Source organism: Methylovorus sp. MP688, assembly GCF_000183115.1.
Classification (GTDB): domain Bacteria; phylum Pseudomonadota; class Gammaproteobacteria; order Burkholderiales; family Methylophilaceae; genus Methylovorus; species Methylovorus glucosotrophus.
This window is the reverse complement of sequence record NC_014733.1, coordinates 168,703-192,133: the sequence shown is the minus strand read 5'-3', so window position 1 is coordinate 192,133 and position 23,431 is coordinate 168,703. Positions and strand designations below refer to the sequence as shown.

General features: G+C 54.8%; 22 protein-coding genes and 2 riboswitches. Of the genes, 14 read left to right on the top strand and 8 right to left on the bottom strand.

The window, feature by feature from the left end:
• Window positions 1-17: 17 nt before the first annotated feature.
• Together phoU and rpiA are read right to left on the bottom strand one after the other, a co-directional pair.
• Window positions 18-725: a phosphate signaling complex protein PhoU gene (gene phoU, locus MPQ_RS00870; RefSeq protein ID WP_013440991.1), complete on the bottom strand. Its 708-nt coding sequence runs from the start codon at window positions 723-725 to the stop codon at window positions 18-20.
• Between the two features lie 181 nt (window positions 726-906).
• Window positions 907-1,563: a ribose-5-phosphate isomerase RpiA gene (gene rpiA, locus MPQ_RS00865; RefSeq protein ID WP_013440990.1), complete on the bottom strand. Its 657-nt coding sequence runs from the start codon at window positions 1,561-1,563 to the stop codon at window positions 907-909.
• Window positions 1,564-1,631: 68 nt separating this feature from the next.
• Between rpiA and ilvA the strand changes: the two genes are divergently transcribed.
• A complete protein-coding gene (gene ilvA, locus MPQ_RS00860; RefSeq protein ID WP_013440989.1) occupies window positions 1,632-3,143 on the top strand; it encodes a threonine ammonia-lyase, biosynthetic in 1,512 nt (503 codons plus the stop codon).
• Between the two features lie 237 nt (window positions 3,144-3,380).
• The gene (locus MPQ_RS00855; RefSeq protein WP_013440988.1) at window positions 3,381-4,451 is read left to right on the top strand and encodes a cytochrome D1 domain-containing protein; all 1,071 of its coding nucleotides are present in this window, start codon (window positions 3,381-3,383) and stop codon (window positions 4,449-4,451) included.
• A 91-nt stretch (window positions 4,452-4,542) separates the two neighbouring features.
• On the opposite strand, the gene MPQ_RS00850 is transcribed toward MPQ_RS00855, so the two are convergent.
• Both MPQ_RS00850 and MPQ_RS00845 read right to left on the bottom strand, forming a co-directional pair.
• Window positions 4,543-5,106, bottom strand: coding sequence for a pyridoxamine 5'-phosphate oxidase family protein (locus MPQ_RS00850; RefSeq protein WP_013440987.1), 564 nt, complete (start codon window positions 5,104-5,106; stop codon window positions 4,543-4,545).
• 1 nt (window position 5,107) lies between these two features.
• On the bottom strand, window positions 5,108-5,569 hold the full coding sequence (locus MPQ_RS00845) for an EVE domain-containing protein (protein ID WP_015829179.1): 462 nt from the start codon (window positions 5,567-5,569) through the stop codon (window positions 5,108-5,110).
• Between the two features lie 139 nt (window positions 5,570-5,708).
• Between MPQ_RS00845 and MPQ_RS00840 the strand changes: the two genes are divergently transcribed.
• Entirely contained in the window at window positions 5,709-6,068 is a 360-nt protein-coding gene (locus tag MPQ_RS00840; protein WP_013440985.1) for a DUF2237 family protein, read from the top strand.
• Between the two features lie 292 nt (window positions 6,069-6,360).
• Here MPQ_RS00840 and MPQ_RS00835 read toward each other — a convergent pair whose 3' ends face one another.
• Both MPQ_RS00835 and MPQ_RS00830 read right to left on the bottom strand, forming a co-directional pair.
• Complete coding sequence (locus MPQ_RS00835) at window positions 6,361-6,666, bottom strand: cell division protein ZapA (RefSeq protein ID WP_013440984.1); 306 nt, start codon at window positions 6,664-6,666, stop codon at window positions 6,361-6,363.
• A complete protein-coding gene (locus tag MPQ_RS00830) occupies window positions 6,663-6,893 on the bottom strand; it encodes a hypothetical protein (protein ID WP_013440983.1) in 231 nt (76 codons plus the stop codon). The genes MPQ_RS00835 and MPQ_RS00830 overlap by 4 nt, the downstream gene beginning before the upstream one ends.
• Before the next feature lie 86 nt (window positions 6,894-6,979).
• A riboswitch (cobalamin riboswitch) is annotated at window positions 6,980-7,196 on the top strand.
• A 149-nt stretch (window positions 7,197-7,345) separates the two neighbouring features.
• On the opposite strand from MPQ_RS00830, the gene MPQ_RS00825 reads away from it, so the two are divergent.
• The 10 genes from MPQ_RS00825 (at window position 7,346) to bluB (ending at window position 20,840) form a co-directional block, all read left to right on the top strand.
• Complete coding sequence (locus MPQ_RS00825) at window positions 7,346-9,262, top strand: TonB-dependent receptor (RefSeq protein ID WP_013440982.1); 1,917 nt, start codon at window positions 7,346-7,348, stop codon at window positions 9,260-9,262.
• A 124-nt stretch (window positions 9,263-9,386) separates the two neighbouring features.
• Window positions 9,387-9,950 carry a hypothetical protein gene (locus tag MPQ_RS00820; RefSeq protein WP_013440981.1) on the top strand — a complete coding sequence of 188 codons (564 nt, stop codon included), beginning with the start codon at window positions 9,387-9,389 and terminating at the stop codon, window positions 9,948-9,950.
• A 178-nt stretch (window positions 9,951-10,128) separates the two neighbouring features.
• A riboswitch (cobalamin riboswitch) is annotated at window positions 10,129-10,336 on the top strand.
• A 106-nt stretch (window positions 10,337-10,442) separates the two neighbouring features.
• Window positions 10,443-12,317 carry a TonB-dependent receptor domain-containing protein gene (locus MPQ_RS00815; protein ID WP_013440980.1) on the top strand — a complete coding sequence of 625 codons (1,875 nt, stop codon included), beginning with the start codon at window positions 10,443-10,445 and terminating at the stop codon, window positions 12,315-12,317.
• A 120-nt stretch (window positions 12,318-12,437) separates the two neighbouring features.
• The gene (locus tag MPQ_RS00810) at window positions 12,438-13,007 is read left to right on the top strand and encodes a hypothetical protein (RefSeq protein ID WP_013440979.1); all 570 of its coding nucleotides are present in this window, start codon (window positions 12,438-12,440) and stop codon (window positions 13,005-13,007) included.
• Complete coding sequence (gene cobO / locus MPQ_RS00805) at window positions 13,004-13,615, top strand: cob(I)yrinic acid a,c-diamide adenosyltransferase (protein ID WP_013440978.1); 612 nt, start codon at window positions 13,004-13,006, stop codon at window positions 13,613-13,615. The genes MPQ_RS00810 and cobO overlap by 4 nt, the downstream gene beginning before the upstream one ends.
• Entirely contained in the window at window positions 13,609-14,898 is a 1,290-nt protein-coding gene (locus MPQ_RS00800; RefSeq protein WP_013440977.1) for a cobyrinate a,c-diamide synthase, read from the top strand. The genes cobO and MPQ_RS00800 overlap by 7 nt, the downstream gene beginning before the upstream one ends.
• Window positions 14,895-19,229, top strand: a complete 4,335-nt coding sequence (locus MPQ_RS00795) for a cobaltochelatase subunit CobN (protein ID WP_013440976.1) — start codon at window positions 14,895-14,897, stop codon at window positions 19,227-19,229. The genes MPQ_RS00800 and MPQ_RS00795 overlap by 4 nt, the downstream gene beginning before the upstream one ends.
• A 100-nt stretch (window positions 19,230-19,329) precedes the next feature.
• Entirely contained in the window at window positions 19,330-19,758 is a 429-nt protein-coding gene (locus MPQ_RS00790; RefSeq protein WP_013440975.1) for a MotA/TolQ/ExbB proton channel family protein, read from the top strand.
• A gap of 42 nt (window positions 19,759-19,800) precedes the next feature.
• A complete protein-coding gene (locus tag MPQ_RS00785) occupies window positions 19,801-20,178 on the top strand; it encodes a DUF2149 domain-containing protein (RefSeq protein ID WP_049821920.1) in 378 nt (125 codons plus the stop codon).
• A complete protein-coding gene (bluB, locus tag MPQ_RS00780) occupies window positions 20,175-20,840 on the top strand; it encodes a 5,6-dimethylbenzimidazole synthase (protein WP_013440973.1) in 666 nt (221 codons plus the stop codon). The genes MPQ_RS00785 and bluB overlap by 4 nt, the downstream gene beginning before the upstream one ends.
• A 254-nt stretch (window positions 20,841-21,094) precedes the next feature.
• On the opposite strand, the gene MPQ_RS00770 is transcribed toward bluB, so the two are convergent.
• Window positions 21,095-21,886, bottom strand: a complete 792-nt coding sequence (locus MPQ_RS00770) for a hypothetical protein (protein WP_041361911.1) — start codon at window positions 21,884-21,886, stop codon at window positions 21,095-21,097.
• Entirely contained in the window at window positions 21,883-22,458 is a 576-nt protein-coding gene (locus tag MPQ_RS13805) for a PAAR domain-containing protein (RefSeq protein ID WP_148225247.1), read from the bottom strand. The genes MPQ_RS00770 and MPQ_RS13805 overlap by 4 nt, the downstream gene beginning before the upstream one ends.
• A 161-nt stretch (window positions 22,459-22,619) precedes the next feature.
• Between MPQ_RS13805 and MPQ_RS00760 the strand changes: the two genes are divergently transcribed.
• Window positions 22,620-23,429: a cobalamin-binding protein gene (locus MPQ_RS00760; protein ID WP_013440969.1), complete on the top strand. Its 810-nt coding sequence runs from the start codon at window positions 22,620-22,622 to the stop codon at window positions 23,427-23,429.
• Window positions 23,430-23,431: the final 2 nt, after the last annotated feature.

The following is a 23,431-nucleotide window of genomic DNA, read 5'->3' as shown; positions in this document are numbered from 1 at the left end:
GATGCAGGCTCCCGGAATCAGGACTGCAGCGTTTCGCGTTCCATTTCTTCCATGCTGGTATGGCGCACATCCTTGCCCTTTACCATGTACACCACGTATTCGGCGATGTTTTTGGCATGGTCACCGATACGCTCCACCGCCTTGGCCACGAACAGCACTTCCAGTGACATGGAGATGGTACGGGGATCTTCCAGCATGAAGGTGATCAGTTGACGCATGGCGGCACGGAATTGCTCATCGACTTGCTCATCCTGACGGGCAACATCCACAGTCTTGCTGACGTCCAGGCGGGCAAACGCATCCAGCGAAGTACGCAGCATTTCGCGCACCAGGCCCACCATGGTTTTGATTTCAGCAAACCGTGGGGTGTACATGCGGTCGGATTCGTAGATTTTCTGGGCAACGCGGGCAATCTTGGTTGCCTCGTCACCAATACGCTCCAGATCGGTAATGGTCTTGACCATCATCATGATCATGCGCAAATCGCCGGCAGCGGGCTGGCGACGGGCAATGATATGACTGCAGTCTTCATCCACCTGCACTTCGAGACCATTCACGCGGTGATCGTTGGCAATGACGCTTTCGGCCAGACTGGCGTTGGCATTCACCAATGCATCCAGCGCATTGACGATCTGCTGCTCCACCAGGCCACCCATCTGGAGCACTTTGGCGCGGACGGCTTCCAGTTCGGCATCGTATTGCTTGAAAGTATGTTCAAATTGCATAGCGCAGATCCTTTATTCAGTATGTAGAGCGCAGGTCAGTCATCAAGTGAGCGCTGTAGTGTAATCAGCGAATGTGACAGTTTGATGTCTGCCCGCACAACCCCCAACCGCTTCATCTTCCCGAATTATCGGACTGAGTGGCCTGGCGCAAGCACCAGACCCTCTCAGCAGCGGCGCGTCATTAGCGCTTGTATGTCTTCACACCTTCCGGCGTGGCCAACAGCAGAACATCTGCAGGACGCGCGGCGAACAAACCGTTGGTGACAACACCCACGATCTGGTTGATCTTGGCTTCCATCTCAACCGGGTTGAGGATTTCCAGGCCATGCACGTCCAGAATGATGTTGCCGTTATCGGTGGTAAAGTCGCGCAGCTTGGGTTGACCGCCCAGCTTGGTCAGCTCGCGTGCCACGTGGCTGCGGGCCATGGGCAATACTTCTACTGGCAGCGGGAATTTGCCCAGCACAGGCACGTACTTGCTGGCATCACAGATACAGATAAATGTCTTGGCACAGGCTGCGACGATTTTTTCGCGGGTCAAAGCACCACCGCCGCCTTTCAGCATGTGCATGTGCTCGGTGATTTCATCGGCGCCATCGACATAGATTTCCATGCCATCCACGCTATTGAGGTCAAATACTTCAATGCCGTGAGCGCGCAAACGCTGTGCAGTGGCTTCCGAGCTTGCTACCGCGCCATCAATCTTGCTTTTGACCTTGGCCAGTTCGTCGATAAAAAAGTTGGCAGTAGAGCCAGTGCCTACCCCAATAATGCCGCCCTTAACGTATTCAACCGCGGCCTTCGCTACTTGTTGTTTCAATTCGTCTTGTGTTGCCATTTTACTTTTACCTACCTGTTTTCTTTATAATCACGTCCAAACTTGAATCATACACGCCCGGCCCCCTAATGAAAAACGACTACCTGGAAAAAATTCGCTCTGCGCGCGTCTACGACGTCGCCAGCAAAACCGCACTGGAGTTTCAGCCCAATCTCTCTGCCAGAATTGGCAACCGGGTTTTGCTCAAGCGCGAAGACATGCAGCCGGTTTTTTCCTTCAAGCTGCGCGGCGCCTACAACAAAATGGCGCATCTCAGCGCCGATGCATTGCAACGTGGCGTGATCACTGCCTCAGCCGGCAACCATGCCCAAGGTGTCGCCCTCGCCGCGCAAAAGCTCAATTGCCGTGCCGTGATCGTGATGCCGACCACCACGCCCATGATCAAGATCAATGCAGTCAAAAATCGCGGCGCTGAAGTCGTGCTGCAAGGCGACTCCTACTCAGACGCCTATGCCTATGCGCTCAAGCTGGAGCAGGAACAAGGCCTGACCTTTGTACACCCCTTTGATGACCCTTATGTAATTGCAGGCCAGGGTACCATTGCCATGGAAATCCTGGATGCGCATCCAGAGCCCATCGAAGCTATCTTCTGCTGCGTAGGTGGCGGCGGCCTGATTGCCGGCATTGCCGCTTATGTCAAACAGGTGCGCCCGGAGATCAAGATCATCGGCGTAGAGGCAAGCGACGCCAATGCCATGCAGCTTTCGCTGGATCAAGGCCAGCGTGTGATGCTGGATCAGGTCGGACTATTTGCCGATGGCGCCGCGGTCAAGCAGGTCGGTGAAGAAACCTTCCGCCTGGCACGTGAGTATGTGGATGAAATGATACTGGTCGATAACGACGCCATATGCGCCGCCATCAAGGATGTGTTTGAAGACACGCGTTCGATTCTGGAGCCTGCAGGTGCGCTTGCCACCGCCGGACTGAAGGAATACGCCAAGCGTCACCAACTGCAGGGAAAAACGCTGATTGGCATTGCCTCTGGCGCCAATATCAATTTTGACCGCCTGCGCTTTGTCGCTGAGCGCGCCGAAATCGGCGAAAAGCGCGAGGCCGTGCTGGCAGTGACGATTCCGGAAAAACCAGGCTCGTTCAAAACCTTCTGCCGCCTGCTGGGTGGCCGCAGCATTACCGAATTCAATTATCGCTACTCCGATCCACAGGCCGCCCACATCTATGTCGGCATTGCCATTCAGGATCCGGCGGAGTCGCGGGCACTGGTCGAGATGCTGCAGGCGCATGGCCTGGCCACGCTGGACTTGACCGACAACGAAGTGGCCAAGCTGCATCTGCGCCATCTGGTCGGCGGTCATGCCCCGCAAGCCAAGCATGAATGCGTATACCGTTTCGAATTCCCCGAAAAGCCCGGCGCGTTGATGAATTTCCTCGACACCATGGGGCATAACTGGAACATCAGCCTGTTTCATTATCGCAACCACGGCGCAGACTTCGGACGCGTGCTGGTCGGCATGCAGGTTCCGCCTGAAGATCAGCAGGCTTTTGCCGACTTCTTGCAGAACCTGGGTTACCCCTACTGGAACGAAAGCCACAACCCCGCCTATGAATTATTTTTAGGCTAGGCCATTGGCTGTAAGCAACCAAAGTGGTGGTTGCTTACAGCCAGTTTCTTTGGGGGATTTCTTCAAGTTTTTGAAATAATTCGAATTAATTTTCCAGCACGATTTTTGCATGGATGTCAGCGGCCCCGTGCAATGCCCCCAGGCATGCTGCACGGCAATGAACCTATGCATTTTGACGTTGCCTACAACAGATCATAAAAAGCACGTCAACCACCACGTAAGAAGGAGAGAGTCAGCATGAAATCTACCCCCCTCGTCATGAGGTTTAGCGCCACCTTGATCCTGGCAGCCAGCGGACTATTGGCAAGCCATGCGGCAATGGCCGACAAAGGTATCGCGTATGTGACCAATCAGGATGCCGGTGTCAGCGTCATCAATCTGGATACCCTGGAAACCAGCAGAACCATCGACATTCAGGGCAAGGCACCACGTGGCCTGGGCGTCACGGCGGATGGCAAGTTGCTCATCACCGCCAACAAGGAAAATGGCAATATCTCGGTGATCGATACCGCGACTGGCAAGCTGGTGCAGCATATCGACATCGGCAAAAACCCCGAATTTGTCCGCATCAAGGGCGACTTGGCCTTTGTATCCTTTGAGCCCAGCTCCAAAGGCGGCCCACCACCAAAACCAGGTGAACCCGCAGCCAAGGAAGATGACGATGATGATGACGAGCCAGCCCGCATCGCCATTGTGGATCTGAAAAAAGGCAAGAAAATCCGTGAGATTGTCGGCGGCCCGGAAACCGAAGGCATTGAATTCTCCAAGGACGGCAAAAAGCTGATTATCACCAACGAGGCTGACAACACCATCACCGTCCACAACATTGCTACAGGCAAGTTGCTGAAAACCGTCAAGACCAAGGAATACGGCGAACGCCCACGCGGCATCAAGGTTTCCCCTGATGGCAAAACCTATGTCGCCACTTTGGAATTCGGCAACAAGTTTGTCGTGCTGGATGACAAGTTCAAGGTGTTAAAGACTGTAGATACCGGCAAGGGTCCTTACGGCATCGCCTATGACCGCGATGGCAAGCACATCTATGTCGCCACCTCCAAGGAAAAAGCCCTGGAAGTCTACGATGCCAAGACCTACAGCAAGGTGAAGTCCGTTACCACCGGTGATCGTTGCTGGCACTTCAGCTTCACCCCAGATGACAAGCAGATTCTGCTGGCATGCGGCAAATCCAACGAAGTGGTGGTATTTGATGCGACGACGCTGGATGTCGTAAAACGCGTGACCGACAAGGATATGCCTTGGGGCCTGGTCACTTACCCTAAATCCATGGGTAGCCTGGATCAGCCTTAAATCACTGACTGGCACTTCGATCAGTACAAAAAAGCCCGCAATTGCGGGCTTTTTTGCTTTTCACGTTTGCACGCGAGGTATGAAAAAACAGTTAAATAGGATCAAACAGATCCGGGCCAAAAATCCCGGTTGGTTTGCCATCCAGACTGCGCTGGTTTTTGTCCTGCCAGTAGCGTCGCATGCCCGCTTCGCCCTGTTTTTCTGCCCATTGCGTCAACTGGGTGCGCTGGCCCTGGTAACTGAACAAGGGCACGGCCATGCCGCACGAAGTCTGCACCAGATCAACTTTCAATATAAAAATCTGGCGTGTTCCCGGCAGCTGCTCAAAGCGGGCGGCCCACTCATTCCAGGCACGGTCATGCGGATGCACCACTTGCGCTTGCCCATATAGACGCAAAATCAGCGGCTTGCCCTGAAACGCACAAAACATCAGCGTCATGCGTGGGTTTTCGAGCAGATGCGCAGCAGTTTCATTGCCGCTGCCCGTCACATTCAGCCAGGCCACGGTGTTGGCATCCAGCACGCGCAATGAATCCAAACCTTTGGGCGAGAGATTGACCCGGCCTTCCGGCGCAGCAGTAGCCACAAAGAACATGGGTTGCTGCCAGATGAACTCCATGTGCTCCTGGCCAAGCGCGTCAAACTGCTTGCTCATGCTAGGCTTCCAGCAGCTTCATGATGAAATTCCATTCGCGCGGATCTACCGGGGTGATGGAAAGACGATTACCACGCTGCAGAATGCGCAGACTTTCCAGCTCAGGTGTTTCGCGCATTTCCTTCAAGCTCAAGAGACGGGTTTTACGCACCAGCTTGACGTCCACATTGAACCAGCGGGGATTTTCTGGCGTTGCCTTGGGGTCATAATATTTATGCCCCTCAACAAACTGCAACCGGTCAGGATAGGCCAGCCTGCTCACTTCGGCGATGCCGACAATGCCAGGCTCGGCACAGTTGGAATGGTAAAACAGCACGCCATCGCCGACCTTCATCTGGTCACGCATGAAATTGCGTGCCTGATAATTGCGGACGCCATACCAGTCCACCGTTTGATTGGGAAAACCGGCAAGATCATCAATCGACACATCGCCGGGCTCAGACTTCATTAACCAATATCGCATTTTTCTTCTCTATGACGTTCAGTTTTACGTATGATAATCCAACTCAATGGCGTAACGTCAAAGCCCAACCAGCTTCTCGGTTCTGCATTTCAAGATCGAGGAGTATACCCACACCAAGCACTGATACAGGAACTGCACCATGGCAAAAAACGTGTTAGGTACCCCGCTGCAATCCTGCAGCACTCAACCATTGACCGGCTTCACCCGTAACGGCTGCTGCGAAACCGGCCCCGAAGACACAGGCAGCCATACCGTCTGCGCGCAAGTCACCGAAGAGTTTCTGGCGTTTTCCCAATCCCGGGGAAACGATCTCAGCACGCCACGACCTGAATATGGATTTGAAGGCTTGAAACCCGGTGACCGCTGGTGTTTGTGCGCCGCCCGCTGGCATGAAGCCGCAGAGGCAGGGTTTGCGCCGCCGGTGATTCTGGAGGCCACGCACGAGCGTGCGCTGGAGATTGTGAGTCTGGGCGATTTGAAATACCACGAACTGCGATAACCCAAATCATCAGGACATCGCCATAAAAAAAGCACGGGGTTCCATTGGAATCACGTGCTTTTTGCAATGTGGGAGTTCCCCGCAAGCATCACCCAGGCCAGCATCCTGAACCAAAAGGTTCAAGTGGTAACAGCGTGGAACACATCAGGTACACCCACATTAGGAGCGCGCTCAACAGTGAATCAACACACCGAAACCGATGCCAAAGACTAGTTCAAGGAATTTATGACCTAAACAATACCGCAGGGAACAAACTGGCGCCATGACAGACATGGCAAAAGAAAATTTTTGATCAGAACAACTTGTTTTGCTCGGCAATCGCCTCGTCAATCTGTTCCTGCATGGACATCATTCTACGCTTCAAATCCCCGATGTCAAAGCCGCCGCTACGGGTAGTCAAAAGCTCATGTGCCATGTTGAGGGCAGCCATCACCGCAATACGTTCAATGCCAATCACCTTGCCGGTATCGCGAATTTCACGCATCTTGCGATCAAGATACGTGACGGCTGAAATCAATCCTTCACGCTCATCATCCGTACAGGAAACCTTGAACTCCCGCCCCATGATGTTGACATCAACTGCACGCACTTCGCTCATAGGCTACCTTCTGGCAATTGGCTTAACAGAGCCTCGATCCGGCTGCCGGCCTTGGACATTTGCTCTTTCAAAAGGCGCGACTCATCACGGCTTTGGGCAAGCTCCTGACGCAATTGCAGATTCTCCGAACGCACGGCATGGTAAAGCTGCACCAGCTCACCTACCTTGTCTTCGAGGGCTTTCAGATCGGATTCCATATCGGCACTATAATTGTAAAAAGCTTGCATGGTCAACTGCTAACGAGCATTTTTGAAAGTATTACAACACGTTAAGTTTTAATCTCACTTTGGTGAAATTTTTTGCATCACGTATAATCCTATGCACGTTATCTGGTGCCCGATTTGCTGCTCTGCAAACCGGGTGAAACTGGGAAACAGGTGCGTTGACGACGAATCGAGCAACTATTCCTGTGCTGCCCCCGCAACGGTAATTACGTGCGGTTCATTCAACAAGCCACTGTGCACATGCATGGGAAGGCGAATGAACAAAACGTATAAGCCCGGAGACCGGCCCGATAGCTCACAAGCAGGCAATACCGCGGGGTGACGGTTTTCGCAGCGAATCGCACATAACTTAATTTCATATTGCGCCTTCGTTCCGGATAGATTCAACAGCTTCCCTCACGGTATTCCCTTTTTATTTCTCGCATGCGGGGTCGCATGCACACAAAGGGGTATTCATGAACAAAACCATACTGGCAAGTACGATAGGCTTGCTGTTTACGACGGGCGCATACGCGGAAGAAGAAAAAAGCGTGGATATTGGCACCGTGATTGTCACAGCCAACCGCCTGGAACGGAAAGACACCGAAACGACCTACGCATCCGAAGTGCACACTCAAGAGATGATTCAGGCTTCCGGCGCTACCAACCTCTATGATTATCTTGCCCAGCATACGTCCATCACCACACTCCCAAACTTCGGGAATAAAGCGACGCCTTCGATTGATATGCGTGGCTATGGCAATGCTAACGGCTATCAAAACATCGTCGTGTCAGTCGATGGTCAACGCCTGAATAACATTGATGGTTCACCGCAATTGATTGGCGGGATTCCGCTCAGCAATATTGATCGCATCGAAATTACCAAAGGCAGTGGTTCCGTGATCTATGGTGACGGCGCAATGGCGGGGACCATTCAGATTTATACAAAAACACGCACTGGCGTTTCTGTCAGCGCTTCAGCGGGGAACTTCGGAAGCAAAACTGGCAATATTTCCGCGGGTATTTCTGAGCAATACTTTGATTTATCTGCCAGCGCTTCTGATGACAGCAATGATGGATACAGCAAAAAAGATAGTACTGGCAAAAGAGACAGCTACTCAACCACAGCACAGAATATCAAACTCGGTATTAAGCCTATGGATGGCCTTCGTTTTAATGTAGAGGGCACGAGCTCGCGCACCGACATCCGCTATGTCAACTCACTGACACGCGCACAGTTTAGAGATAACCCTCGCCAAAACGGCAGCAGCGGAGCATATACCCATCAAGCGTTGGACTCTGATCAATGGCGAGTGGGGCTGGAGTATCAAATCAACAATCATTGGAAACTCAGTGCCAACCGCACACAGGAAGATAAGCACTCCGAGTATTTCAACTATAGTTCGAAGTTCGACTACGACTATCTTTCCCATGACGTAGGGCTGACATATCAGAGCGACCTCTTTAGCGTTGTTGGAGGTTTACAAACCTTTGAAGGGGAGCGAAAAGGCACTAGCAATAATTTCACCAAAGACAATACAGCGGCTTTTATTCAATCAGAACTGCATCTTGATGCTCTTACACTTTCGGCAGGAGCCCGCCGAGAAAAAGTGGAATATAACTACAATCCAACCGGAACAACTGGCTGGGAAAATGGGGATAAACTGGGAGCTTGGGATATAGGCATGAACTATCGCCTTAATCAGCAATCCAGCGTGTTTGCCAACTATAACAAAGCCTACCAAGCTCCTGATATTGACCGTTTCTTCAACCAGATCGGCGCATTTAATAGTTTCATTGCGCCATCACGGGCCAGAACTCTCAATGTGGGCTTCAATCATTTGATTGAAAAAAATCGTTTGAAAATCACCCTTTTCAAAACTCGCTTACATGACGAAATTTATTACAACTCACTTATTGGGCTTAATACAAATATAGACCAGTCCCACAAATATGGCCTTGAGTTTCAAGATCAGTTTCAAGTTACCGATAACATCAGCACGTCCCTCATTTACACATACACACGGGCAATTATCGATAGAGAAGCCGATGGGAATGGAGCGTTTAATGGCAAAGAACTCCCGGGAGTATCGCGCAATGGGGTAGTAGCTAATCTTGGGTATCGTTTTTACGAAAATGCTTACCTAAACCTCAGCCATGTGTGGCGCTCTTCCACTTATTCAGCGGATGACTTCGCCAATAACCTGACGCAGAAACAAAATAGCTACGAATCCACTAACCTTGCCCTGAGTTATAAATTCAAGAATGTGCAGCTATTCACTGCACTTAATAACATTTTTGAACACAAGAACTCCATACAGGTGCGTGACGATGCCATCTATCCAGTCGATTTCTCACGTACCTGGCGCGTAGGCATGAAAGCTGACTTTTAATCGCCCTTAAAGCTGATATGGCCGCCACCTACTTGAATGTATCTGGCGGCTTTTGCTTTTGGGGATTTTGATTTAAACAGTTACAATCCAAGGCACTAAGCAAGCACAACGGAGTTTTGACGAAATGCCGCAGCACAACAAGCAGTCTTTCTGGGTGGGCGCTATCCTGATTCTCTTGATCATCGCCACTCGCACCCAGCATTTCGGCAATGATGTTTACCTGCCTGACGCCACGCTGGCGGTGCTGTTCATGGGCGGCTTGCTGATCACTAATACGAGCTGGCTGGGGCTGGCGCTGATTGCGGCATTTGGCATGGATGGGTATGCCATGGGCTGGCAAGGCGTGTCGGATTACTGCATGTCGCCTGGTTACTGGGGCCTGATTCCCACCTATGGTCTGGTATGGGGCGCGGGACGGTTACTGGCGGATAGTGACAAGCCATTTTCCATCTTGCCATTTGCCTTGTTTGCCTGGGGCTCCACCAGCATTGCTTTTGTTGTGTCCAATGCCTTCTGGTTTGCGTTTTCAGACAAAGTGGATAGCCTGACCATTACCGAATTTAGCGTCCGCGTAGCCAAGTATTACATGCCCTATGTCGGCTACGCGTTGATGTATGTGGCGATTGGTTGGCTGGCAGCCCGTTTATTCAAATTGCGTATCGCCGCTCCCAGCCGCATATCGCTTTAATCTTTGTCGGGTAGCGTGGTAGCCCACGTCAGCCTCATCAACATTCTCAGCCCGGCAATCTGCTGGGCTGCATGCCATGTAAGCTTGCAAAAAGTGTATCTCCAGACGCCTAACGTTCGTTCCTCGCTTTTCCTCAACCGCATTTCCCCGCCTGTTTATTTTCGGCGACATCGCATATAATTCACGCAGTTGTTCAGGTGCCGAAGTCGCTATTCTGCGATGAGGTGAAACTGGGAAACAGGTGAGTTTTCACAAACAAACCCTGTGCTGCCCCCGCAACGGTAATTACGTGTGGTTGATCCTACACGCCACTGTGGCATAGCCATGGGAAGGCGGATTAACAAAACGTATGAGCCCGGAGACCGGCCTGATGATTCAAGGGATTGCTGCGGGGTTGCAGCGTCACCAGACTCGCTTCAGCTGTTCTCCACTCTGTCTTGATTACCACGCCACAGGCGCAAGCGTTGCCGGGAACAGCATAAGGAAAATTCCATGCTTCACCGTTCTGCACTCGCCATCGCGCTTGCGCCTTTGTTTGCGCATTCATTCAATTCAGTGGCGGCCGATACCACACTGTCAGACATCGTCGTCACCGCCGCCCGCACCGAACAAAAAGTCAGCGATGCGCTGGGCGATATTTCCGTCATTACCCAGGATCAGATTCAGAAAGCCGGTCAGACGACCCTGGTGCAACTGCTCGCCATGCAACCCGGCGTGCAGATCGTACAGAATGGCGGCACCGGCAAATCTGCTGATATCTTTATCCGTGGCGCCAACGCCACACATACGCTAGTGCTGATAGACGGCCTGCGCGTCAGCTCCGCCACCACCGGCACCACAGCGCTTGAAAATATTCCGCTCGACCAGATTGAGCGCGTGGAAATCCTGCGCGGCCCGGCCAGCAGCTTGTATGGCGCTGATGCAATCGGCGGCGTCATCCAGATTTTTACCAAGAGCGGCAAAGGCAAACCGCGCCTGAATGCGAGCGTGGGCCTGGGCACCTATGGCAGCAGCAGCGCCACGGCTGGAATTGCGGGACGAGTCGAAAACACCAGTTTCAGCGTGCAGGCCGGAGCCAGTTCCACCAATGGCGTCTCTGCCATTGCTAATAAAACATTAAGAAATTACAACCCGGATGACGATGGCTATAACAACAGAAATGTGTCATTGAAACTGGCTCAGCATTTCACCGAGAACCATGAGCTCGGCATCCAGGGCTGGCTGAATGAGGGCACCAACCATTACGATGGTGGCACTACTAGTCCAGCAGCAAACCCAACAAACCGCTTTGATTATTATGGCAACCGCCGTCAGACTCTGATCTCGGTTTACAGCAAAAATCAGTTCACCGAAAACTGGATGAGCAATTTCAGCGTCGGCCAGAGTGAGGACAATCTGGAGTCATTCAGCCCAAACACGGCCAATACCCTGAAAGTCCGCTCACTGATCAAGACCACGCAAACCCAATACAGCTGGCAAAACGACATCACGACAGATTTGGGCTTGTTTACGCTGGGCTCTGAGCGGCGCGAACAGAAGGTTGAGGGAACGACCAAATTTGCCAAGGATGAACGCAACATTCAATCCTATCTGCTGGGCTGGCAATACAAGCTCGGGAGCCACCAGTTCCAGGCCAACAGTCGCCTCGACCAGAACTCGCAGTTTGGCGACAAAACCACCGGCAGCCTTGGGTATGCTTACCAGATTAATCCGCAATGGCGCGCCCATGCGCTATACGGGACGGCATTTAATGCACCGACCTTTAATCAGCTTTATAGCCCCTTGCAAGGTAGATACATAGGTAATCCCAACCTCAAACCAGAAGAAGCCGAAAATGGCGAGATTGGCCTGCAATTTAGCCAGGGTGGCCAGCGTATCAGCGCCATCTATTACAAAAATAAGGTGGATAACCTGATCATCACGCCATCGGTGGGCACAACTACTCCACCCATCAACGTCAATAAAGCCGATCTCAAAGGCCTGACGCTGAGCTACAACGGCAGCTGGGATCGCACTCAGGTATACGGCAATGCCGACTTTTTGCGGGCAGAAGATGCCGACACAGGAAACTGGCTGCCGCGTCGCGCCCGTGAGCATGGCGCGCTGGGCTTAACCCAAACGTGGGGCGACTGGCAATTTGGCAGTGAAATCGAAAGCTCCGGCCATCGTTTTGATGACACGGCCAACGCTCTCCGCCTGAGCGGTTACACCCTGCTCAATGTGTTTACCAATTACCGCATCAACCAGGACTGGTCAGTGAATGCGCGCGTCAACAATCTGTTTGATCGCGAGTATGAGTTGGCCAAGGACTATGGCACGTTCGGCACCAACCTGTTCGTCACACTGCGCTATTCGCCCGCGCTTTAAGGCGGGCAAAGAGCAGCGGCAAAACGATAGGCCATGCAAGAGGCAATGTTAAGGGAACATTTCATTTAAAATATTGAAATGTTCCGTTTCTTAAATACTTTAACCATAAGGCAATCTCTCATGCTTAACCTCACCAAACAGCAACAGCTTATCGTCGGCTTACTGCTCGCAGCACTCATGATCATGACGCGTGGCAACCACTTTGCCAGCGTCAACCATCTGCCCAGCGCATCCTGGGCCGTCTTTTTCATGCTGGGTGTTTATCTGCGCCCAATGTGGGTGTTTCCCGTCTTCATGGGCCTCGCAGCGGGTCTGGACTTTGCCTCGGTGAGCGCCAGTGGCGGCAGCGATTTCTGCACCAGCCCGGCCTATGGCTTCCTGGTACCGGCTTACGGTACCCTGTGGCTGGGCGGTCGCTGGTTTGCCAAGCACTACAGCTTTGCCATCAAATCCCTGTTCACATTGAGCGGCGCTGTACTGGTCAGTAGCTTTATCTGCCACCTGTTCTCCAGCGGCGGCTTCTACTTCTTCTCCGGTCGCTACGCCGATCCATCACTGATGGAATTCCTGCCACGCCTGACCAAATACTATCCATCTTCCCTGCAAACCCTGGCGTTTTACATCGCCACCGCCGCCATCATTCATATCGTGATCAAGCTGGTGCGCGCTGATGCCAAGCAAGCCGCATGAGTGAGCAAGACCAGGGGCTGAACCAGCGCCATGCCGATCGCATGGCGCGCAAAAAAGCAGTGGTCGATGCCAAGATTGAGGCCGCCCGGGTAGAGCGCGGCCTGTTGCTGGTGAATACCGGCAATGGCAAAGGCAAATCCACCGCAGCGTTTGGCCTGCTGGCGCGTGCGCTGGGGCATGGTCAGCGTGCGGTGGTGGTGCAGTTTGTCAAAGGCCGCTCCGACACCGGCGAAGAGGCCTTTTACCGCAACCAGCCCAATGTCACCTGGCATGTGATGGGCGAAGGCTTTACCTGGGAAACGCAAAACCGCGATCGCGATATTGCCGCTGCCAAACAAGGCTGGGCCCAGGCGCAGCAAGCCATGCAAGATAGCAGTGTCGGCGTGGTGATACTGGACGAGCTCAACATCGTGCTCAAATACCATTACCTGGAGCTGGCCGATGTGCTGGCGGACATTGCCGCGCGCCCTGCTATGCAGCATGTGGTCGTCACCGGCCGGGCAGCGCCGCCGGAGCTGATAGAGCAGGCCGACACCGTCACCGAAATGAATATGGTGAAGCATGCCTTTAAAAATGGCGTGCAAGCCATGCCGGGGGTGGAGTGGTAGCGGCGGCCTGCCCGGCCCTGCTGGTTTCCGCCCCGGCATCCAATCAGGGCAAAACACTGGTCACCGCCGCCCTGGCCCGCGCCTGGCGCGATAGCGGCTTGCGGGTGCGTGGTTTCAAATGCGGCCCCGACTTTCTTGACCCCATGATCCTGGCGACCGCCACCGGTCATCCCGTTTACAACCTCGACCTGGCCATGAATGGTGAGGCCGACATCCAGGCCAGGCTGCATCAGGCCGCGCTCGACGCCGATGTGATCATCATTGAAGGCGTGATGGGGCTTTACGATGGTGCGCCATCCAGCGCTGATATCGCCGAACGCTTTCGTATCCCTGTCGCCCTGACCGTAGATGCTGCTGGCATGGCGCAGACTTTTGGCGCACTGGCAGCCGGGCTTTATCGCTATCGCCCGGCGCTGATTCCGGCAGGTGTCATCGGCAACCGCACCAGTAGCAGCCACCATGCGGATTTATTGCGTCAGAGCCTGCCAGCCGATATTCCATGGCTGGGCGCCTTGCCAAAATCCGACAACTTTTCATTGCCAGAACGCCACCTCGGCCTGCACCGTGCCGACGAGATTGACGATCTGGAACAACGCATCAGCGCTGCAGCACAGGCCCTGCTGGCCTCGCAGCCCGATGGCATCTTGCCGCTACCCCCGGCTACCGACTTCGCTGCACCAACCGACACCCCAGCCGATAGCTTCCGTCCGCTGGCGGGCAAAACCATCGCCATCGCACGCGATGCAGCCTTCTGTTTTATTTATCCTGCCAATCTGGATTGCCTGCGTGAAATGGGCGCCCAACTCGAATTTTTCTCACCGCTACATGATCAGGCGCTGCCCACCGCCGATGCCCTGTGGTTTCCCGGCGGCTATCCGGAGATCCATGCCGCGACCCTCAGCGCCAACCAGGCCATGCGCCAGGCATTGCAGCAAGCCTGGCAAGCAGGCATACCCATGCTGGCCGAATGCGGCGGCATGATGGCACTCAGTGAGGCGATTGATAGCACGCCGATGTTTGGCCTGCTGCCTGGCAGCACCAGCATGCAGCCGCGCTTTCAGGGGCTGGGCGTGCAGTTTGCCGACTTTGCCGATGGGCGCCTCAACGCCCACACCTTTCATTACTCCCGCATGGAAACCACCTTGCCGCCTATGCACAGCGCCATCACCCAGCGCGGAAAACCCGGCGAAGCCATCTATCGCCATGGCAGCCTGACCGCGAGCTATCTGCACTTTTACTTCCCCTCCAACCCGCAAGCGGCCGCCGCCCTCTTCACCGCATGATGGCCCGGCTGCCTGCTTATACCCTTGGCGGCCTGCTGCTTGCGGCATTCACCCTTTCCAGCCCGCCTGCCTCCGCTGCCACGCTGTTCGGCATCGTCTCCGATCGCACCGCCCCGGCAGTGGCCAATGCGGCGCACGTGGTACTTGCCAATAACGGCAAGGATAAAATCCTGCTGCGCACGCAATCGCAAGTACTGGCGGCGGACGACAAAACGCTGGATCGCTGGCTGAAAAATGCCGATGCCGTGATGGCCATCGCCGTCTATGGCGAAGCCGCGCAACGACTGCAAGTCCGGCTGGATCGGGCTGGCAGTGGCGATATCCGCAACTTCATCGCACTCAATGGCGAAAGCGGGCTTTCCATGCGCAGCCGCTTTGCTGGTAAGCCGGTCAGCCGCTTTAAGGATGCGGCAGCGCTGACACTCACTCAGAACAATCTCGCCCCGGAGATTGCCAGCGCCGCGCGCAACCATCCGGCAGCCGCGCAATGGCTGGCCCTGCATGACCTGTGGCAAGCCGGTGGCAGTGAAAACCAGACCGCCTTCATCCGCTACTGGCTACACCCTCGTGGCACAGCGCCATTACCCAAGCCGCAGCCTGCCATGGTTTACCGCATGCAGGACAAGGAAATCGCGCCAACGGCACTGCGTCTAAATGCCGCACCGGTACTGGTGGTGCTCGACCTCAATACCAGCGACCCGCAACCCGCCGATGCCATCTGCCAGGACAGCGCCCGCCGCAAACTGCAATGCCTGGTGCTGATGGCGCGCTGGGGCGAAAGCTCGCGCGATGCCATCGCCCAGCTGAAAACCCTGGTGGCGCCGGCCAAGCCCGCCGGGCTGGTAGTGCTGCAGGATTTTGTGGTCGGCGCCGCCGAAGGGCGTGAGGCCGTCACCAACCTGCTGTCGCAGCTCGATGTGCCGGTCTACAAGGCCATACGCCTCACCGACCGTACCGCCTCGGCCTGGCAGCTTTCGGAGGATGGCCTGCCGATCAACTCGGTGCAATACCGCGTGGCCATGCCGGAGATTCAAGGCAGTTCGCAACCTATCGTGGTCGCGGCCGCTGGCCCCACCACGCTGGACAAACAAACCGGCGTGGAACTCAAGTTGCCGCAGATGCTGCCTGCCGAAATCGGCTCGCTGGTGACGCGGGCTATACGCTGGCAAGCCCTGCGCGACAAACCGAATGCCGACAAGAAAGTCGCGCTGATTTACTACAACCACCCGCCAGGTCGCCAGAATATCGGGGCCGATAATCTTGATGTGCCCGCCAGCCTGTTCGACATGCTGCACGCGCTGCAACAGGCCGGCTACACCACCGGCGAGCTGCCAGCCTCGCCCGAGGCGCTGCTCGATATCATGCAGCAACGCGGCGTTAACCTGCCGGAAGACAACGGCGCCCTGGCCGAGATGCAGCAGCACGTCATCAATATGGATGCGGCAAGTTACCAGCGCTGGTTTGCCACCCTGCCCGCCGCCGTGCGCGGCGAGATGACCGAAGGCCCGCTCGGCAGGCTGCATGCGGATATCGTGGCCGCGCAACAAGCCGGAGAAATCGCCATTGGCCGCACGCGCCTCGATAAAGCCATGCATGAGCTGCGCCACCTGCTGGAAGGCGCGGACCATCCCAAGCGCAATGAAGCCTTGCGCCAGCTTGCCGCCCTGCAAACCGGCTACGAGCAATGCCTGGATCAACACACCGACTGCAACAAGCTCACTCAGGATAAATCCCGCCTCGCCGCGCTGGGTATTGAAGGCCTGCGCGGCTGGGGTCAGCCACCGGGCAAGGTCATGGTGCATAACGGCAACATGCTGATTCCCGGCATCCGCTTCGGCAATATTTTTATCGGCCCGCAACCACCACGCGGCTGGGAGGTGGATGAAGAATTGCTGCATGCCAACACCACCATTCCGCCGCCGCATCAGTACCTGGGTTTTTACCACTGGCTGCAAGCCGATTTCGGTGCTGATGCGCTGGTGCACATTGGCCGCCATTCCACCTATGAATTCCTGCCCGGCAAGGCCGTGGGACTCTCGGCCAATGACTACTCGCGCCTGATCGCGGGCGATCTGCCCGGCATTTATCCGTATATCGTCGATGGCGTGGGCGAAGGCACGCAATCCAAGCGGCGCGGGCTGGCGGTGATGATAGATCACCTGACACCACCACTCACCGCCACGCCGCTGTATGACCGCTTGCTGGAACTGCGGCAGGTAGTGGAAACCTACGAATCCTCCAGCTCGGACACCATGAAACTGGAGGCCGCCCGTGAAATGCGACGGCTGGTAGAAGCCCTGCAACTGCGCTCGGAGCTGGAAGCCAGCATGGCCGATGTGCTGCAGGTGCGCGGCATCGGCTTTGAGCAGACGGACGATGATTTGCTGGCACATGAAGTCGGCCATTACCTGACCAAGCTGCAGGAGAAGTTCATGCCGCATGGCCTGCATATCTTCGGCCGCCCTTGGTCGGAGGCGTCCTTGCAACTGATGCTGGACTCCATGGGCCGCGGGCAGGAGCACAAGGTGAGTGATGCCACGCACGATGCGCTCGCCGCCTCGCCGGGGCTGGAAATGCATGCCTTTTTGCATGCGCTGGATGGCGGCTTTATACCGCCGGGCAAGGGCAACGACCCGCTGCGCTCGCCAGAATCATTGCCCACGGGCCGCAATTTTCACGCGCTGGATGGCGATGTCTTGCCCACGCGCCTGGGCTTTCAGATGGGCGCCGCCATGGCGGACAAGGTCAAACAGCGCGACAGCATCAAGGATAGTGAAGGCGTGATTCTCTGGGCCTCCGATGCGGTGCGCGATGAAGGCGTGATCGTGAGCTTTATCTTGCGGCTGATGGGCACCGAGCCGGAGTGGAATGCGCGCGGCATTGTGCAAAAAATGCAGCTCACCCCCGGCGTGGCGCGGCACGATGTCATCGTCACCACCTCGGGGCTGTTTCGTGACCTTTACCCCAACCTGATGCAGTGGATAGACACTGCAGGCCGCATGGCGCTCGCCGCCTCCGCCACGCGCATACGGCAGCAGCACCCTGAACTCAATGATGCGCTGGACGCCGCGCTGACTCCGCTGGGCGAAGCCCGGCAGGAAGCCGGTGAATCGCTGGAGAACAATGGCGTTGCACTGCATTGGCTGCGCCGCACCCAGGCACTGGCAACCCAGGGCATGCCGCTGGCACAAGCCGGGCGTGAAGCCGCCTGGCGTATCTTTGGCGATGCCCCGGGCGCCTATGGCACCGGCATCAACCGCCTCACCGAGCGCTCCGGCAGCTGGAAAGACCGCAGCGAACTGGGCAACGCCTACCTCACCCGCATGGGCCACGCTTATGGGCTGGATGCGCAGGGCCAGCCCGCGCACGCTGTGTTTTCCACCGCGCTAGGCAGCATTGCCAACACCTACCATGGCCGCGCATCCAACCTGTATGGCCTGATGGATAACAACGATGCATTTGATTATCTGGGCGGCCTCTCCCTTGCCACCGAGCAGGTTACCGGCCAGCGTCCGGCGGCGCGCATTCTCAATCACAGCGACCCCAATAACGTCAGCGACGATCCGCTGGAAACCGCCCTGCTGATGGAAATGCGTGGCCGCTACCTGAACCCCAACTGGATACGCCCGCTGATGGACCACGGCTATGCCGGTGCACGCACCATGGGCACCGAGTTCATGGAAAACCTGTGGGGCTGGCAAGTCACCCGGCCCGACATCATCAAGGACTGGGCCTGGGACGAAGTGAAGCGCGTGTATGTAGACGATGGCCTCGGGCTGGGGCTGGATAAATTCCTGGAAGACAAGCACAACGCCCATGTCAAGGCGCAGATGCTGGCGATCATGCTGGTTGCCGCGCAAAAAGGCTACTGGCATGCCGATGACGCCACCGTGCGCCAGCTCGGCAGCCAGCTCACACAACTGGTCAGCAAAAATGGCCTGCCCGGCAGCGGCCATACCGCGCCCAACCACCCCATGTGGTCGTGGCTCGCCGGCCACCTCAGCAGCCAGGATAAGCAAGCCTTGCAGCAGGTATTATCCAAGGCGCGCGGTGACGGCCTGAATACCTATGGCCCCACTGCACAGGCTGAGGCCAACGCTCCGCGTCTGCCGGATGCGACACCAGAACCCGAGCCAGTAAACGCCAACAAGGCCGCACAAAAACCGGCGCCCGCTGCCAAAACACCTCCGGCGCCGGTGCAAGCCGCACCCACCATGTATGAAGTCGCGGTGAAATCCGTGCAATTGCATCTGGGGTGGTGGTTGCTAGCACTGCTGCCTGCGCTGGGTCTGGGTATCTGGCTGGGCATGCGCAAGCAACCGCAGGCTTGATCGGTGGGATATACAACGCTGACGATGACTGCCCCGCATTGCAGGATGCTTCATCACCATGGCAGCCCATCCCGGCATCACATTGTAAAAAGGACGATTTATGCTGTTTGACATGAACAATCTGCACGCGGCCATTACCAGCCTGCTCACGTCGGTGATCGCCATTCTCATCGCCTCGGTCGCCTTCGCCGTGCTGGAATCTGGCATTGCCATCGGCGAGCGGCTGTTTGGCCTGCGCCAGATGCGCCAGTCGGCGAGCGATGCCGTGATCAAAACCGCCCGCCACCGGCTGGAACGCGCCGATCTGCTGGCGCGCATTCCGCCCATGCTGGGGCTGATGGCGACCATTATCCCCCTCGGGCCCGGCCTCGCCGCGCTGGGTCAAGGCAACCCGGCGCAACTGGCGCAAGCTGTCACCACGGCGTTTGATGCCACCGTGCTGGGCCTGATCGCCGGTATTGCCGGCCTCGTCATCGGCAAGCTGCGCCGCCGCTGGTATGAAGATGTGCTGGAATCGCTGGAAAGCTGAAGGCCTATCATGAAAAGCTCAAGCATGAAATCGGGCCCTGCCATGAACACGGAACCCGCCGCTGCCCCACGCCCGGCCAAACGCCGCCTGCACAGCCGCTTTGACCACGACGATGAAGACCCGCGCGCCAGCCTGGTCAATCTGGTGGATGTCATGCTGGTATTCGCCTGCGGCCTGCTCGCCGCCCTTAGCGCCGGTGGCCAGGCCATGATCAAACCCGCCAAGGAACTGGAGCGCGGCCGCGAGATCGCCGCGCCACCCAGCGTGTCCGGCAACCCTGGCAGCGGCTATCAATCCGTCGGCCAGGTCTATCGCGATGAAAAAACCGGCAAACTGCTGTTGATCGAGCAGGCCAACCCATCCGCCCAAACAAAGCAGCCCGCTCAACCCTCAGTCTCACCGCAAGGAACCGCAAAATGAGCGACTTTCGTTACAGCGATGAAGAGCGCGCCGCCATCTACCGCGTCATCGCCGAACGGCGCGACATGCGCCATTTTTTGCCAGACCCGGTAGACCCCGCCACCCTGCAACGCCTGCTCAACGCCGCGCACCACGCCCCCAGCGTCGGTCTCATGCAACCCTGGCGCTTCATCCGCATTACTCAGTCCGCCTTACGCCAGCAGATACACGCATTGGTCGAGCAGGAGCGCCAGCAAACCGCGCATGCCCTGGGCGAACGCGAAGCCGAATTTTTACGCCTGAAAGTAGAAGGCATCCTGCAATGCGGCGAAGTCATCGTCGCCGCCCTGTGCGATGGCCGCGAACGCTACGTCTTCGGCCGCCGCACCCTGCCCGAGATGGACCTCGCCTCCGTCTCCTGCGCCATCCAGAACATCTGGCTCGCCGCCCGCGCCGAAGGCCTCGGCATGGGCTGGGTCTCCATCTTCGACCCCGAGCAACTCGCCAGACTGCTCAACATGCCAGAAGGCGCAAAGCCGGTCGCCGTGCTATGCCTGGGCCATGTGCCCGCGTTTTATGCGCAGCCCATGCTGATTGAGGAGGGATGGGCGGAGGCGAAGCCATTGAGTGAGATGGTGATGGAGGATGAATGGGATAAGACTCCCTACCTAAGTAAAGAATAAATTTACTTTATTAAGCAAGGTAACTTGTTACCCCTTAGGTAGACTAGCCACGTATAGCAATAAAAATGTCACGAGTGGAACTAGAGACAGTATCGTGCATATAATAAGTTTTAGCACAATGGATATTTTTAGCCTTGCCACCAACATCAGAGCAATAAAATGAAAAAGAGACAGTGTAATTAAAAAAAGGGCTCGAAATCCATCATCCACACACAATGCAGGTTCAGTAATCCATTCAGGAAATTGTATAAATCTCATTTGTTAAACTCCATAAATTTCCATCTATAAAAAGAAAACAATCGCAAGTAATCTTTTTTGTATACTCCTTGCGTTTGATTTTCATAATTCCATTCATCATAACTTTTTACATAAACACCAATTTCTATTGGCTTGCCAGTGTAAGAGTGGTCCATTGGATCAGCGGGATTTTTTCCAAATACTTTAAACATAGGGGAAAGCCAATTGCCAGCACCGGAATTGCCCTGATAAATTTGGATGCTGCTATGGCTAGATGCAGCAACCAGTTGTATATGATGTGCTACATCACCACGTCTGTCATGAACCTGAGCCAAAATATCGCCTGGCATCAGTTTTTCTGGTCCATCTATCATAACGGTATTAATTCCAACCCTCTGAAAGTCAGGCGCGCCAAAAGTACTCATTACCATGTCGCAAAACCCTAATGGATTTGACGAGTATTGATCATGCTGCTCTGGATTATAAAATTCCATATTTTCATAAACTCTAACACCCGTTTTAATCTTAATGGGAAGTTGATATTTTGAAGAAAACTCCACTAAAACCCTTAATGCAAAATCTTCACATGTATATCTGGTAGCATTTACATTTCCTTCACCATCCCAACTTTTCTCGCCTCTAATTCTCTCTGCAAGATTTGGAACCTGACTCTGGAAGAGTTTTATATAGTTATCATTCCAAATATTTTTTGTTTTCCAGAATGTTTTAATCTTAACGAAGACAGCACGATCATCACTCTTAGGAGTAAGCGGAATATCTTTTATTAACAATCCATAATTTTCGTTCATACCAACTCACTTTTACTTATCAGACAACTAACAAGATAACCCGATGTACCTTCAATTTTATTTGTGCATCCATCTATGTTTGATTTACCTGAAATATGACCGCCAAAGTCATCATAAATTTTATAATTTATTCCGGATAACCTTTCTCCTGTTTCAGTAATAAATATAAAATATTGATCATGAGAAGGCTGTATATTTTTATAATCGCTTTTATTTATGAATGAAAGCCAATATTCAGACCCAGGCATGTTTTTTACTTCAGCCTCATTAAAATTAATTGTATAGTTTTTGGTTCTGGCAATTAAATGAGGTGGAGTTTGGCATTTACAAATACATAAATCGCCACTTAAAACTCGCTGCCTTCCATCAAAAGATTTATCAGGCCGAAACGGAGGAATACATTTCGCTACACCGTAACTTTCACAAGCTGAACACCAAATTTTATCGCCCTCATATGTTGCGTCTGCACCGAAAATAGGTTGCGGACATTTCATAGGGGGTGAAATAACCTTGCTTGATGATCCAGCTGTAGTTTGATCACCATCAACTATTGGATAACGTACATATTTCATCTTATAACCTCTTTATAATTACCAAGTTCATCAAGTATCAGTATTGTTTTTTTAGCAACTGTGTCGGGCTTAAGATTCTAGTCAGTGCTTTGCAAGCCAGCCAACTTCCACATCACTTATGGTTTAAAAAAGAACACTACAATTAATTTTTAGGAACCCTCATGTACCACCGCATCGTCTGCCTCACTACCGAAACCGTTGAAACGCTTTATCTTCTGGGCGCGCAGGATCGTATTGTCGGGATTTCCGGCTTTACCACGCGGCCAGCGGCGGCGCGGCGCGAGAAACCCAAGGTGTCGGCGTTTACCAGTGCCAAGCTGGACAAGATATTGGCGCTGGAGCCGGATCTGGTGATTGGCTTTTCTAACCTGCAGGCGGATATTGCAGCATCACTGATACGGGCCGGGGTGGAGGTGCATGTGTATAACCAGCGCTCGCTGGCGCAGGTGTTACAGATGATCTTGAGCCTGGGTGTGTTGGTGGATAAGGCCGCCGAGGCACAGGCGCTGGTAGCGCGCTTGCAGCAGGAGATGGATGCGGTGCGCGAGACGGCGGATTATCTGCCGCGCAAGCCGCGGGTGTATTTTGAGGAGTGGGATGCGCCCATGATGAGCGGCATACGCTGGGTGGGCGAGCTGATTGCGTTGGCGGGAGGCGAGGATGCCTTTGCCGAGCTGGCGCAGTTTCCCTCCGCCAGGGACAGGATTATTGCGGACCCGCAGCAGGTGGTAGACCGCCAGCCGGATATCATCATCGGCTCGTGGTGCGGTAAAAAATTTCAGCCGGAACAAGTGATGGCGCGGCCGGGGTGGGATACTATCCCCGCCGTGCAGCAGGGCTGGCTGCGTGAGATAAAATCAGCGGATATTCTGCAGCCCGGCCCCAGCCTGATTCAACACGGCTTGCGGCAGTTGCAGGAGATCATTCAGCAATGGGGCGCGCGGCAGGCCCATCAAAAGCATTGGAGTTAAGC

What these genes read in the sequence shown, in the direction of transcription:
- phoU (WP_013440991.1), bottom strand. Translation starts at nt 725, where the DNA reads ATGCAATTTGAACATACTTTCAAGCAATACGATGCCGAACTGGAAGCC.
- rpiA (WP_013440990.1), bottom strand. Translation starts at nt 1,563, where the DNA reads ATGGCAACACAAGACGAATTGAAACAACAAGTAGCGAAGGCCGCGGTT.
- ilvA (WP_013440989.1), top strand. Translation starts at nt 1,632, where the DNA reads ATGAAAAACGACTACCTGGAAAAAATTCGCTCTGCGCGCGTCTACGAC.
- MPQ_RS00855 (WP_013440988.1), top strand. Translation starts at nt 3,381, where the DNA reads ATGAAATCTACCCCCCTCGTCATGAGGTTTAGCGCCACCTTGATCCTG.
- MPQ_RS00850 (WP_013440987.1), bottom strand. Translation starts at nt 5,106, where the DNA reads ATGAGCAAGCAGTTTGACGCGCTTGGCCAGGAGCACATGGAGTTCATC.
- MPQ_RS00845 (WP_015829179.1), bottom strand. Translation starts at nt 5,569, where the DNA reads ATGCGATATTGGTTAATGAAGTCTGAGCCCGGCGATGTGTCGATTGAT.
- MPQ_RS00840 (WP_013440985.1), top strand. Translation starts at nt 5,709, where the DNA reads ATGGCAAAAAACGTGTTAGGTACCCCGCTGCAATCCTGCAGCACTCAA.
- MPQ_RS00835 (WP_013440984.1), bottom strand. Translation starts at nt 6,666, where the DNA reads ATGAGCGAAGTGCGTGCAGTTGATGTCAACATCATGGGGCGGGAGTTC.
- MPQ_RS00830 (WP_013440983.1), bottom strand. Translation starts at nt 6,893, where the DNA reads ATGCAAGCTTTTTACAATTATAGTGCCGATATGGAATCCGATCTGAAA.
- MPQ_RS00825 (WP_013440982.1), top strand. Translation starts at nt 7,346, where the DNA reads ATGAACAAAACCATACTGGCAAGTACGATAGGCTTGCTGTTTACGACG.
- MPQ_RS00820 (WP_013440981.1), top strand. Translation starts at nt 9,387, where the DNA reads ATGCCGCAGCACAACAAGCAGTCTTTCTGGGTGGGCGCTATCCTGATT.
- MPQ_RS00815 (WP_013440980.1), top strand. Translation starts at nt 10,443, where the DNA reads ATGCTTCACCGTTCTGCACTCGCCATCGCGCTTGCGCCTTTGTTTGCG.
- MPQ_RS00810 (WP_013440979.1), top strand. Translation starts at nt 12,438, where the DNA reads ATGCTTAACCTCACCAAACAGCAACAGCTTATCGTCGGCTTACTGCTC.
- cobO (WP_013440978.1), top strand. Translation starts at nt 13,004, where the DNA reads ATGAGTGAGCAAGACCAGGGGCTGAACCAGCGCCATGCCGATCGCATG.
- MPQ_RS00795 (WP_013440976.1), top strand. Translation starts at nt 14,895, where the DNA reads ATGATGGCCCGGCTGCCTGCTTATACCCTTGGCGGCCTGCTGCTTGCG.
- MPQ_RS00790 (WP_013440975.1), top strand. Translation starts at nt 19,330, where the DNA reads ATGCTGTTTGACATGAACAATCTGCACGCGGCCATTACCAGCCTGCTC.
- MPQ_RS00785 (WP_049821920.1), top strand. Translation starts at nt 19,801, where the DNA reads ATGAACACGGAACCCGCCGCTGCCCCACGCCCGGCCAAACGCCGCCTG.
- bluB (WP_013440973.1), top strand. Translation starts at nt 20,175, where the DNA reads ATGAGCGACTTTCGTTACAGCGATGAAGAGCGCGCCGCCATCTACCGC.
- MPQ_RS00770 (WP_041361911.1), bottom strand. Translation starts at nt 21,886, where the DNA reads ATGAACGAAAATTATGGATTGTTAATAAAAGATATTCCGCTTACTCCT.
- MPQ_RS13805 (WP_148225247.1), bottom strand. Translation starts at nt 22,458, where the DNA reads ATGAAATATGTACGTTATCCAATAGTTGATGGTGATCAAACTACAGCT.
- MPQ_RS00760 (WP_013440969.1), top strand. Translation starts at nt 22,620, where the DNA reads ATGTACCACCGCATCGTCTGCCTCACTACCGAAACCGTTGAAACGCTT.